This is a genomic window from Clostridium sp. (assembly GCF_051654825.1).
Taxonomy (GTDB): Bacteria; Bacillota; Clostridia; order Clostridiales; family Clostridiaceae; genus Clostridium.
On the sequence record NZ_JBOFYU010000007.1, the window covers coordinates 1 to 13,373 of the forward strand.

Below are 13,373 nucleotides of genomic sequence, written 5' to 3' on the forward strand. Positions count from 1 at the left end.
ATCTTGTATCTATATCTTGGCAAGTTATCTGGACCTGTAAATTCTTCTGCTACTACACCGCTTCCTAACATACTCCAAGTTAATACACCATCTTTAAAGGATGCCCCTGGAGGAATATCTCCATTAGGGAAACCATTAAACTCCACGTAGTCTCCCATTGGATCTGTAAGCTTCCAAATATTTGTCTTTTCTAAAATTTCCTTAGAAACTTCCTGGAATTTTTTTGTTAACTCTCCAACATCATTAACTTCTGAATATTCACCTTTAGATGCAATATTACTTATTGTAAACTTAGCTTGTTCATATTTTGTATTATCATCCTCTACCGCAGATGTTAAAAATATTGAATGAATATCTATACCTTTCTTTTTTATAATAAATCCTTCTGAAATAGTTCCTATACCATTGTCATAAACTGTCCTAGTTCCAGTTTTAATAAATACTTTATTTTCATCGTAATATCCATAATCAACATTATAAGTATCATCTTTCAATATTGATTTTAATGAAAATGTACCACCATCTCCTACATCATTACCAGGAACTCCATATTGAAATCCCTCTAATTTATAATCATATACTAGAGTAACCCCTGGATTAACCTCACCTGGACTTCCTACTATATTTTCATCCTCATCTAAATAAACAGCCCTTTGACCCTTATAGCTATAATTAGGTTCTCCATCACTAAGCAATACAATATATTTATCATTAAGCTCTCGTGGTTTCTTAGCAGGACCATTCTGGTCCACATAATTCCCCTCTAACAACTGTCTTGAAAAAGCAAGTCCCTCTTGCATATGTGTTTGTGATCCACTTTTAATTGAATTTATTGAGTTTAAAACTACATTCTTATTACTTGTAAAATCTAACTCTTTTCTAGCAGTTGTTCCAAACACTACTATACATATTTCATTTAAACTATCAGGATCATCCAGCAATATATTAGTAAACTCTTTAGCTGCTTCCTTTGCATTTTCAAGTAAAGTCTTTCCATTAGATCCTATCTTATTCATACTACTTGAAATATCTATTGTTAATACAACTGATGCTCCAGCTGGTGACTTTACTTTATCTTTAGTTACAACTTCTAATGTAATATCAAAATTATCATCAGAAGTTTGCTTTATAGATTTAATAAAATCCACCATTCCATCCTTTGAAGTCTGCATACTTTCTGCTTGACTAACTACTTGCTTTTGATCACTACTGGAGGGGTCATTTGCTAATGTGAAAATCTTATTATAATTTAATATTGAAGCTGTAATAGCAATAGCAAGTATTGAACTATAAATTCTATTAAATGTTTTTTTTCTTTTTATAAGTCTATATGTTCTTTTCATATATTTACCTCCTCCTTAATCAAATAATGTAGTTAGCCTGTCTAAAAGTTCATTATCCACAGTTCCCCATGTATCTATTAATGCATCTTTTGTAGCTTCTATAGCATCCATATTAACTACTAAATCATATTTCATTCCCTTATGACTATTAGGTAAACTATTGCTTAAAGTAACTTTATCTAATAGTACTGTTGAAATTTCTTTTTGCTTTAATATCTTTGTGTAATAAAAATATCTTGTATTTTCATCATAAATCCAATCATCATCTAAATTAGTAAAACTTATATCCAAGTATTCAATAGATGATTTAATTCCTATATTGCTTTCTTTTCTTATTTCTTTAATTTTATTGTATTTTTTCCCATCTAATCTATCCCTATTTAATTGACCTACAGCCCATGAATTTGGGTCCTTCATATCTAGTTTTTCTGATCCATCATCATCTATAGTTAATAAATTTCCTGTGTTACTGTCAATTTCAAACAAAGCCAAATATTCATCTAAAGAAATTCTTACTAAAGCACTTGCTCCCCCAGTATTCTCAACTGTTACCATCTTTTTTACCGTTTCTCCTAATCTCATATCCTCTGGTGGTACAAAATATTCTGCTACTCTAACTTCTAACTTACTTGTTTTAAAAATATTTAACATACTAACTTCAGTTTTAAACCAAGCAAAACTATCTACTGAAACTAAAATTGCTGAAATTAATAGAGTACATATTAAAATATATCTTTTCCTTTTAGGTTTAGATCTTTTTCTCATCTTGCACCATCCCTTTCAGCTATTTTAGATAACTCATCACTAATACTCTTTAAAGGCTCTTCTGTTGGTGCGTTTCCTCCCCACCAGGAATTAATATGAACTTTGCTTCTAGTTATTGGACAACCCTCACTTTTCACCATAATATCGAATTTAGAATTTTCGTATATATCCTTACTTATATTATCGGCTATACTAACATTCTTAAATAAAGAAGCTGTAGTTTTTCCTACTTCTAAAACACCTTTATAATAATAATATCCATCTTTTCCATCTCTCCAATTAGCCTCATCTATATCTAATAAAACAATTGCTTTTGTTTCTAATACCATTTCACCTAAAGCAATTTGTGGCAATGCCATAACCCTTACAAATATAGGTTGATTTGAATTATTTTTCACCTTAACATCTTTTATATGACTATCTCCTGGATATAAAAAATCTGTAGGTAATTTAAAGTCTTCATCAATACTTACATTTAAATCTGCTACTATAAAATCATTTTTAATTGAATCATTTGATGATCTAAAAGCCCAAACTGCCACAACCATAGTTAATACTAATGCTAAAGTAATAAAAATTGTCCTTTTTAACTTTTTCATATGCAATCACGCTCCCTTTTTTCTTTAATTACATATAAAATCAATATACTAACTGAAAATAACAGTATTATTAAATATATTAGCTTGTCAAAAGTAATTCCTGTTTGTGGTTTATCAACATTAACATTTTTAACAGCAGAAAAAACCCATTTAAAATCTATATCTCCGTTATATTCTCCATTCATATCTGAATCTAACATAGCTGTCACATACATAACCTTTTCTTCACCAGGCTTAAAGCTTCCTATTTCCTTTACTTTACTTTGCATATCTATACTTCCAAACCCATTTGGTGACCCCTTATAAAGTTCATTATCATCAATAGATAACGTAATAGTTACTAATTCAAATAAATCTACATCTCCTCTACTTTCTACTGGCTCCATTCTCATGTATAAATTTAAATTAGAATCTAAACTTAAGTTACTTAAGTGAATTTTGTTTGTATATTCTTCTCCTGGCAGCATATCATCTATTTTTACATAATACTCTCCATTTGAAGTGTCCGCACTTATTCCATTATCATCAACAATTAAAAATTTATTTGGTAAAGGTTCTGCATTAACTGAACTATAAAAAATAGTCACTGTCAAAGCTACAAGCAATACTGTAAAACATATTAATTTTTTTACCATTGTTTTCATACATCCGCCACCTCCCAAATATATTAAAATTAATATTTATTTTTCTTTAGTACATTTTTCTTATACTTTCCAATGATATATTGGTAACAAAACGGCCATCTCTATAAACATAAATCTAACCTTCAAATGGAGTTTTAACTCCACTTGAAGGTTAGAAGTCCTTATCTATAGGCATATCAATTGTTAATTACCTCTTAAATATGAAGAGTTTTTCAATTACTAGCCATCAGATAAATTTCTAGAGAAAGCCGTTATATCTTTAGTTTCTTGGAGCGATAATTTCTATTAATATTGCTTGTGCTTCGGCACTTAATGTTGTTGGTCCAATTATTTCAAAGTTTCCACTTACATTTTGAGTAACAGGTGCAATCTTCCACTCAGCTTCAATAGCCTCCCATGTAGGTTGTACCGCTTGCATACGAACGTTTATTTTATAATCAATATCATTTGCTTCATTTCCTACCTTCTTATCTAGCTCAACAGTTTCAAGTAAAGTTGGTGTAGAAGTTCCTTCACTTAATAATTTACCATAATATGCCCATCCATCTGTATCATAGAACCAAGCATCCTCCGGGCCTGTCCAATTAGCTATTGGTTTAACTTTTGTTCCATTTAAAGTTAATATTATATCTCCATGATCTGGATCTAATGCTGTATCTCCATTATTTAATAAGTGAATAGCTGTAACTGCATCTAACTTCTTATTAAATTGATAAGTAACTCCTGTGATTTTATCCGCTGATGTTGTTAAATCAACAAGCTGATATGTGTCATCATCAATTTTATTAAATCCAATGTATTGATATGTTGTTCCTGATACTGAAGCTGTTTGTTTTTCATAAACTAATAATTCTACTGGAGCTGATCCCCCTAAAATTCTTCCTGTATCAGTTATTTGAGTTAATCCTAAAGCATTAATTTTTGCATCTCTGCCTTCTTTTGAAATTGTAACTGCCTTTAAAGAAGCATCTGCTGGATTTGATGTAACTTCATTATATACAGCTAATCCACCATCAACCTTTGCCTCAAACTTTTGTAACATCTCTTCTAAACGTACACGAGTAACAGCTGATCCAGTTCCAGTTTGTATTACACTTACTCTTTTATTAATAGTTACTCCAGGTTTTAAATCACCTGCTCCAATTGAGTCGAAATCTTCTACAAGATCTACCCCTATTACATTTTTAGAGTTAAAATTATTTAATACTGTCTCTTCTGCTGTAAACCATGCATATGTTGCCCCAATTATTATTGCAGATGATACCAATGCTGTCGCTAATAATACTACTTTTTTGTTTTTCTTCATTCTTCCTCTCTCCTTTTGTCATATTTATGTTAATTACTTAAAATAAGCAACTTACATCATTTTTTACAAAAGTACCTTACAAGCTTGGCCCAAATAACTATTAAAAGTACTAGAGATATAATTAGTATTATATTTTGACTTATATAAGAAATTATAAATCCCAAATAAGGTATAACAAATTCTACAACTCCTACTACCTTTTTTTCACTAACAACCATATTATCTGCGCTCTCATTATTGTCCCCTTTTGTTTTAAACCCAATTAATCCTGAATCATTATAATTTTCAGCTTTTTCTATAACTCTATGTGTTAAATAAGCATCAGGATTTACTGAAGGATAAAATGTAATAATATCTCCTACTTCTATATTTTTAGAGTCAGTTATTTTTGTTAATACCAAATCCCCGCTCTTTATAGCTGGTTCCATACTGCTAGTTAAAACATTATAAAACCTAAATCCAAATATTGATTTATTTTTATTTTTGCTAAGAGAAAAAACTGTAGATCCTACTAAAATAAAAATTATCAAGCTATAAAATAAAATGCTTGGTATTATTTTTGACTTTTCCTTTCTATACTCCTCCATAGAGTTATCCTCCTATAATCATTCTCATATACCACTTATCTGCTAACATTAATTATTATATCAATGTTTTTACCAATAAAAAGTTATTCACAATGACTCTTAGTGACAATTGATGACACACCTTGTCCATCACAATTCCTATTTACTTCTCTATTTCATTAATGAAATCTTCTTATACATCATAAATCTACTAAGTATAAGATTTATAATATATTCCTTGTCATAATAATTCTTGATTTCATTTATTTTTTTATTTTGCTTAAGTTCATTATTAATAGCTTCAATAATTTTCCTATCTAATATTTTATAATGAGATGTTTTAAAGTTTTTCAACTTTTCGCCACACTTTACTAAAAAAGCTTTATCTTCATTACAAAATAAAGAAAGTCTAAATAAATTAGTTGTCTCAAATTTAAATGCAGTATCATCAATTAAAATTAAATTTATACTTTCAAACTTTCTCATTTTTTCTATCATACTTTTTATGTGAAGTTCTCTTTCTTCCCAAGACATATAATAATCCATTTGACCTAGTGAAACTCTTCCATGCTTTATATACTCTAATAATTTTGATTTAATTATTATAATATTTATGATTTTTTTATCTGAAAAAAAATCTTCCATTATTACTTCAGTTTTTTCAAATGTTTTTAATATACTTTCTTTTAAAACATCTCTTTTTTTATTAACTAAACCCTTTATAAGTTCATTATTCAAAAAATTTGAAAAGCCCTCATTTGGAACTATATTGAAATTATTTCCTCTATAAAAATCTATAACGTAATCCATATTTTCTATTTCAGTAACGCTTAAAGGCTCAATTATCATATTTTTTCTACTAAAAAATTTTATTGTATCATTATATAAATCCTGAACATTTTTTAAGTTTGTAATATATACTCCAGCTCCATAATTACTTTCTTTGTTATAAGAAAAAATTAATGCAAATCTATTTTTAACTATTAACCTATTTAAATTTTTAAAGTTCTTATTGTCATATATAGTAAAGTTAGAATTTATCATACAGCTTAATAAACTAGTTACTTTTCTAAATTTGCTTATGTCATAAATACTTTCAACTTCTACGCCTAACTTAACATCTATATCTATATCCTTAATATTGTTATCATTTAATTTATTGTCTAAATTATCATTAAAATAATCAAATATATTGTCTGTACAAAGTATTTCAATATCTTCTTTTGTTTCATTTAAAATCTTATCTAATCTTTTATATATAAATTCAAGTAGTCTATTTTCTATAAACTTAATATCATTATCAACTTGTTCTTCCTTTGAATTACCTGATTTTAAATAATTTTTAGTTAAAAGTTCCTCTATATTAATCTTAAGCTCCTCAGTAGTATTACTTGAATTTAAATCAAACCTTTTATTAAATTCTTCAATCATTCCATTACTTTCTAATTCAATAGAAAAAAACTCACTTAATTTTTGTATTACATATTTACTATTATTTAATGATGGCAATCTTTTATTATTACACCACTTGCTTATGTATGAAGAATCATATTCTAATGCAGTTGCAATTCTTACATACTTTACTCCCGTAAACTCTATAATCTCCTTTAAAATATTCCCAAAATCTCCATACCTCATATTTTTTTCTCCTTAAACTTAATATACAACTATTATTTCATTTCCCCATTATTCATATATACAATTGTCTATTTTTTTCTTTTTCCCCACTAAGATGCTTGTACTTTTTACAACAATTTTATATTAAATTTATTTTTATTTTTCAAACATTACTTATATGAGCCCAAATTATTCGCGAATTATAACTTTTTTTAAGTAAATAAAAAAATAGGTATGAATATCATACCTATTTTTGCATTATCCTAATTTACTATTCTATTGATCCTGGTAAAACTATTTCTTCTTGAACACCAACTATATCAAGAATCTTTTCAGCTCTTTCTTTAGTTGAACCAGTTATCACTGTATATTTAACATTTTCAGCTTCTAAGAAACTTAATATTGCCTTATCAACAGCCTTGGCAACTTCTTCATCTTGCCATCTTACGCCATCTTTAGCATAACCAAATTCTCTTGGAACAAAGAATATATGATCATACTTTGGTAAATCTCTTAAAGCTAAAACATATAAGTCTTTTAATATTTCTATTTCCTTAGAAGATCTTTTTTTAGTTCCTAACATAAATCTTCCATATATGTATGGTACAAATGTAGCATAATCTGTTATTGCATAATCAAATGAATTTAAGCTTTCTTCTAAATGAAGTTGCCCTAAATAAATTCCATATTGTTCTGCTATATTTTCAATCATACCTTTATCTCTTAAATAATCAGTACTATATTCTGTTGCTACACCTACATTTAAATCTCTTATTTTCATTTCTACATATAATTGTTGTATTAATGTAGTCTTTCCACATCTTGGACCACCTAAAATTGCTATTCTATTTGGCATTAGTATTCCTCCAAAATTTCTATCTATTTTATAAAGTCTCTATTTTTATAATTTAAAACTAATATATTAATTTGATTATACTTATTTATCAATAATATATTCAAATTAATATCTACTAAATCTATTTTTAATTTTTTTTATTAAAATCTTCTGTAGTAATTAGTTTTATCTAGTCTATAAAATAAGTACATATTTTATCTACTAATACTTTAAATAGAGATTATATTATATCAGTATTGTTATTTAAATTCAATGTATAATAAGTGGAAAAGCCACTTTATAATTCGTATTTGATTTCTAATATAAAATTTCTACATTGTATATATATTGAAAATTTAATAATAAAAACATCTAATAAGAAGTAATTTCTTATTAGATGTTTTATTGTTAAGAAAGTTTAATTAGTAATTAATTAACCATCCCTTTAAAACTTTCTTTTTATTATTTAGTTGTTCTAACATTTTTAGATACTGGCTTAGAAACTTCCCCATTAGAGTATTTAGCTACTACTTTAAATCCATAAATAGTATTTGCTCTTAATTCTTCTACAGTATATTCTGTAGTTCCATTATCTACTGTAGCTACTTCCTTACCATCTTTATAGATAACATATCCAACTAAACCATCTGTAGTTTTAGGAGCTTCCCAAGTTAAAGCTACTGAACTATTAGTTGATTCACCACTTAATTTTGCTGGTTTTGAAACAACTATATCCTTAACTACATGAGTTTTATTATCTTGAACAACGTATTCTATATCATCTTTAAATATTCTTAATTTAAATTCATAGTTACCAGCTTTTTCACTAGTCCATGTGAATTTATTATTATCTGATTTTTCACTTAGTACAGTCCATGTACTGATTCCTTTTTCTTTTACTGATAATTCGTATTCGAACTCAACACCTTCAATTGGAGGTATTGCTACTAAATTAACTGTTTCTCCAACTACTGAAGCTTCTTTATCCATTTCTAATTGAACATTATATTCTGGAGTTTCATCGAAATATCCACAGCTTTCAAGAACGTCAATAATATCTTTTCCATCAACTACTGATTCTGGAGTTTTAGAATCTGTTCTAGTTAAATCTTGCTTTAAGTAACTAGCAAGAATAACATCCATATCTAATCTATTAACTTTTCCATCACCGTTAAAGTCAACTATTGAATCTTCTTTAGCTCTAGTTTGTAATTCAAATTCATATGATTTAGCAACTTCCATAGTATCTACTATATCAATAGCTCCATCACCATTTGTATCTCCTAAAACAGTACCAATTCCATATGGTGCTTGGAAACTTTGTCCTGCAAGTGAGAATGCATTACCAACTCTTTCTCCTGCTTTATTTAATTTAGATCCTGGAACATTAACTATACTATTAAATGCACCTGGTGTTTCTACTATTAAATTATAATCTCCATTGATAATAGGTAGGTCATTGAATGCAAATGTATATCCATATTCAAACATATCTTGTTCAAGATATGTAGGTTCATATTTATTTCCTTGAGGATCTACAGCATAAACCTTACTTCCCTTTACACCTCTAACAATACTTCTTGTATTTCCATATATAACAGTTCTATCAGAATCAATAACTGCATTTTTATTTATAGTACCTGCTTTAACATCTACTATTTCATTTGCAGAGTTTCTAAACTCACCATCTTGACCTTCAAATCTATTATATCTAAATTGGTAACCATCCATTAAAGTTTCTGGATATCCCTTTAAATCTTCAACTGTATATTCAATATCAAATAAATTTAAATCCCCAGTTAATCCTTTTACGTTATCACCAGTTATTTCAAATGACACTTGGAATTCATCATTAAAGTGATCTAGCTTAGTCTTTTCTATATTTACTTTTACTTCATTTCCATTTTCATTTAATATATCTTGTAATTCTTTAGTAGGTGTTATTGAGCTAACTGCTAAATCAGCATCTCCATATACTTTTAATTTGAAATTACCTTTTGCTACATCTTTAACATTATTTAAAGTAATTGTTGATTTAACTGGTTTATCTTTACTAATATTTTCTGGAAGTTCCATTGATACATATTGAGTATCTTCTTTTACAAATATAAAGTCTTTTAATTCATCAGTTACCTTACCTGCATTTGCAAAGCTTACTTCCATTCTGAAGAATCCATTATCTAAGTCTGATCTTTCTACACCAGCTACTTTTATAGTTTCCTCTCCTTCTGACATTGTTCCCATACCTACACTATTTCCATTAGGATAGAATCCTAGTGTAAACATTGAAGCAACTTCATTTTGCTTTAAGTAACTTAAACCTTTTTCATTTTTTAATTTATCTACTATAGTGTTATTGACATTAGCTTTTAACCAAATTCCTTCATGCATTGCACCATCATACCAAAGTTCTTTTGTAAACATATCTTCAGTTACTTCAATAATTCCTGGTTCAAAGTTAAAATCTTGTGTATCAGTGCTTGTATCATTTATGATACCCATAGGCATTGAGTCTGTAAATGTTTCTCCATTAGTTTTTTCTGCAATAATTTCTAATTCATAAGCACCGTCTTTTAATGTAATTTGCTCATGAGATATTTTACCATCAACAATTTTATTAACCTTACCATTTGGTACAATACCTTCTACTATTACTGTTACACCTTCTGGTATCCACCAACCTTCTTCTGTTCCTGCATGTCCGATATATTCACCTGTTTCTGCATCTTTAACAAAGAAGTATATATTTTTTATAGGATCATTAACTGAAAGTAATACATTTATATCAGAAAATGCCATATATAAATTTTCATTTCTATTTAACATGTTTGCTGATGTAAATGCTGCTATTCCCTTTGCATATCCTTGCATATCTGGGTAATCTACAACATCAAATCCATTTTTCTTCACAGTTGCACTAAATGGCATTTGATAATCATTTTTATCATTTCCAACTTCATTGAAGTGTACATAACCTTCATAAGTTCCAAATTCAGCTCCTACTGGTGCTGTTATTGTTACATCAAATGTAGTAGTTTCCCCTGAAGCTACTGTAACTGTTTCTGGTAATGTTAAATTAACTCCATTTTTAGCAGCATCTTTAGCTCTCTTACTATCTGAGTATTCTACTTCTACATTATACGTTTTTGCTTCATCTGTATTATTTTCTACTGTAACTGGTATAGTTTTTGTTCCTACACCCTCTTCAGGCATATTTAACTTACCGTATGAAATCATACCTGTTACATTGTCATATGTCATTCCTTCTTCACCAGCAAAAACCTTGTATTTTGCATTGAATGACACTTTTTCCTTTACTGCATTTACAGGATTAACTCTTCCTGCTCCAGCTTCATGAACACTATAGCTTTCTCCACTCTTTTGGTGAATATGCTCTGATGTATTCATTAATGCAGCCTTAACTTGCTCTGGAGTATATTCTGGATTAGCTTGTAATATTAATGCTGCAATACCTGATACGTGAGGTGCAGACATTGATGTACCACTCATTCTTTGGTAAGCTATTCCATAGTTATCTACATCTTCATTTTTATCATTTATAAATTCTGGAACTGTTGAGAATACTTGAGCTCCTGGTGCAACTACGTCTGGTCTTATATCGTAAGTTTGCTTTACTGGTCCAACTGAACTAAAGCTAGTGATTTCATCACCTTCTACTAAGATACTTCCAGTTGAAGTTATAGCTATTTTTTTATCTAAGTTTTCTTTAAGTTTTGCTCCATCAGCCTTTGAAATAGCTATTGTGTTAGCTACATCTAGCTCTCCTAAGTAAGACATTCTTCCTGAATCTACATTGTTACTCATTATAGCAAATGCAGCTCCATACTTTTTAGCATTTGCAGCTTTATCAACTAATGCAATTTCTCCTCTTTCAACGTAAGCAATTTTACCTGTTAAATCTTTACCTTCAAAATCTTCTGGCTTACCTAATCCACAATAAACAACTTCAAGTTCTTGACCTTCGTATTTGTTTATTGAACTTTGTAAATCCTTAGCCATTATTTCACCTGATATTGTTAAATCACCTAATTTAACATCATAAGTGTCATAATTAAAGTCTACCGTACTAGCTCCAACAGCTATTGGAAGTGGTGATGTACCTGGATTTCCTACTGTAAAGTTATTTGGTCCTGAGTTACCATTTGAAATAACTGTTACAACTCCTGCTAAAGTAGCATTATTTACAGCTATAGTCATTGGGTCATATGGACTATTATTTGCTCCATTTCCAAGAGACATATTAATTACATCCATTCCATCAATAACTGATTTTTCTATAGCTCCTATAATTCCTGATGTTGCTCCTGAACCATATGGACCTAATACTCTATATCCATAAAGTTCTACTTCTGGTGCTACACCTAATACTGGCATGTCTGTATTTGGATTTTCTTTTTGACCTGCTATTGTTCCTGATACGTGAGTACCGTGTGCAGTATAGTATGCTCCACCTTGAGAGTCAAACTCTGGTTTTCCACTTCCTTGCCAATCCTTATAAGTAGTTTCCATTGGATCTGCATCACCATCAACGAAATCCCATCCAATAACTGAATCTATATCTTGTGAATTTGGATCTCCATCTGAATTTCTAAATCCTTGATAAGCATTTGTAAGGTCTGGGTGATTATAATCTATTCCTGTATCTAAAACCCCAACTTTAATTCCTTGACCTTTAATATCTTCATCATGTAATGTATCAACACCTAAGTAAGGTACTGAATCCATCATATAAGGCTCTATTTGATTTGTTTCAACTTCAGTAGCTCTCTTTTGAACTTCTACTGGTTGTTCAACAACAACTTCTGCATCTTTATGAACTCTTTTAACTACACCTGATTCAAAAAGATTTTCTACTTCACTTGCTTTTATGTTTAAAGATACCCCATTAAATACGTTTGTATATGAATTTTTAACTTCTACTGCTTCTGTTGAATAAGTCTTTGGCATTTTAGCTAAGAACTTTTCAAATATTTTATGATCCCTATCAACTTTAACCTTAGATAAGCTAAAAGCTTTAGCTTCCTTAGCTGATAAAACTGTTGGTTCACTTACAAACTCAACTATTACTGAAATCACTTCTTCTGATGCAGTATCTATTTCTTTACTAATTTTAAAATCTTCTTCACTGCTATTAGTTGGCTTTCTTAAGTAATCACCTTCAATAGCTTGTACATTTGTAGCTGTGTTATTTTTTTCTCCTGGTGTGTTTACTGCAGCTGTATAAGTAATACTATTACTTGCTAACGCTAATGTTAAAGCTGCCCCAATTATTCTTTTAACCTTTTTCTTAATCATTGTTATCCCCCTTTTTATTTATGGCTATATTTCAATAGAAACTAAGTGCTTTATATTGAAACATAACAAAATTTCTCATATCAATCGACATTCTCAAAAATAACCAATATTGAAATATCAATTATTTGCCCTATTTGTTAATATTTTCGTATTAATATAATAATTATTTTAACACACTCTCCTATTTTTTCCTACTTTTTTCATTTTTTAAATTTTTACATTTTTTTACCATAAAAATATCAATAATTTATATTTTTTATATAAAAAATTATAATTTATGCTATTTTATTTATAGTTATATTTTTTTCTATATTTATTTACAGCAAATTTTTATTAAAAATATAAAAAAACGCCTTTGCATTGCCTTTTTTTTTAATATAAA

9 protein-coding genes are annotated in these 13,373 nt (G+C 28.7%); all 9 read right to left on the reverse strand.

Going from position 1 to position 13,373, the window contains the following annotated elements:
• On the reverse strand, nucleotides 1-1,343 hold a 1,343-nt coding region (locus ACRDBA_RS00135), incomplete at its 3' end, for a vWA domain-containing protein (protein ID WP_438570921.1).
• Between the two features lie 15 nt (nucleotides 1,344-1,358).
• The gene (locus ACRDBA_RS00140) at nucleotides 1,359-2,108 is read right to left on the reverse strand and encodes a BsaA family SipW-dependent biofilm matrix protein (protein WP_438570922.1); all 750 of its coding nucleotides are present in this window, start codon (nucleotides 2,106-2,108) and stop codon (nucleotides 1,359-1,361) included.
• Nucleotides 2,105-2,707, reverse strand: coding sequence for a hypothetical protein (locus tag ACRDBA_RS00145; RefSeq protein ID WP_438570923.1), 603 nt, complete (start codon nucleotides 2,705-2,707; stop codon nucleotides 2,105-2,107). The genes ACRDBA_RS00140 and ACRDBA_RS00145 overlap by 4 nt, the downstream gene beginning before the upstream one ends.
• A complete protein-coding gene (locus ACRDBA_RS00150; RefSeq protein ID WP_438570924.1) occupies nucleotides 2,704-3,351 on the reverse strand; it encodes a hypothetical protein in 648 nt (215 codons plus the stop codon). The genes ACRDBA_RS00145 and ACRDBA_RS00150 overlap by 4 nt, the downstream gene beginning before the upstream one ends.
• A gap of 259 nt (nucleotides 3,352-3,610) precedes the next feature.
• On the reverse strand, nucleotides 3,611-4,657 hold the full coding sequence (locus ACRDBA_RS00155) for a TasA family protein (RefSeq protein ID WP_438570925.1): 1,047 nt from the start codon (nucleotides 4,655-4,657) through the stop codon (nucleotides 3,611-3,613).
• Nucleotides 4,658-4,713: 56 nt separating this feature from the next.
• A complete protein-coding gene (locus ACRDBA_RS00160) occupies nucleotides 4,714-5,244 on the reverse strand; it encodes a signal peptidase I (protein ID WP_438570926.1) in 531 nt (176 codons plus the stop codon).
• Between the two features lie 150 nt (nucleotides 5,245-5,394).
• On the reverse strand, nucleotides 5,395-6,861 hold the full coding sequence (locus tag ACRDBA_RS00165; RefSeq protein WP_438570927.1) for a helix-turn-helix domain-containing protein: 1,467 nt from the start codon (nucleotides 6,859-6,861) through the stop codon (nucleotides 5,395-5,397).
• Between the two features lie 250 nt (nucleotides 6,862-7,111).
• Nucleotides 7,112-7,696: an AAA family ATPase gene (locus ACRDBA_RS00170; protein WP_438570928.1), complete on the reverse strand. Its 585-nt coding sequence runs from the start codon at nucleotides 7,694-7,696 to the stop codon at nucleotides 7,112-7,114.
• A gap of 441 nt (nucleotides 7,697-8,137) precedes the next feature.
• Nucleotides 8,138-12,991, reverse strand: coding sequence for a S8 family serine peptidase (locus ACRDBA_RS00175; RefSeq protein ID WP_438570929.1), 4,854 nt, complete (start codon nucleotides 12,989-12,991; stop codon nucleotides 8,138-8,140).
• Nucleotides 12,992-13,373 lie beyond the last annotated feature (382 nt).

What these genes read in the sequence shown, in the direction of transcription:
- ACRDBA_RS00165 (WP_438570927.1), bottom strand. Translation starts at nt 6,861, where the DNA reads ATGAGGTATGGAGATTTTGGGAATATTTTAAAGGAGATTATAGAGTTT.
- ACRDBA_RS00140 (WP_438570922.1), bottom strand. Translation starts at nt 2,108, where the DNA reads ATGAGAAAAAGATCTAAACCTAAAAGGAAAAGATATATTTTAATATGT.
- ACRDBA_RS00175 (WP_438570929.1), bottom strand. Translation starts at nt 12,991, where the DNA reads ATGATTAAGAAAAAGGTTAAAAGAATAATTGGGGCAGCTTTAACATTA.
- ACRDBA_RS00145 (WP_438570923.1), bottom strand. Translation starts at nt 2,707, where the DNA reads ATGAAAAAGTTAAAAAGGACAATTTTTATTACTTTAGCATTAGTATTA.
- ACRDBA_RS00170 (WP_438570928.1), bottom strand. Translation starts at nt 7,696, where the DNA reads ATGCCAAATAGAATAGCAATTTTAGGTGGTCCAAGATGTGGAAAGACT.
- ACRDBA_RS00160 (WP_438570926.1), bottom strand. Translation starts at nt 5,244, where the DNA reads ATGGAGGAGTATAGAAAGGAAAAGTCAAAAATAATACCAAGCATTTTA.
- ACRDBA_RS00150 (WP_438570924.1), bottom strand. Translation starts at nt 3,351, where the DNA reads ATGAAAACAATGGTAAAAAAATTAATATGTTTTACAGTATTGCTTGTA.
- ACRDBA_RS00155 (WP_438570925.1), bottom strand. Translation starts at nt 4,657, where the DNA reads ATGAAGAAAAACAAAAAAGTAGTATTATTAGCGACAGCATTGGTATCA.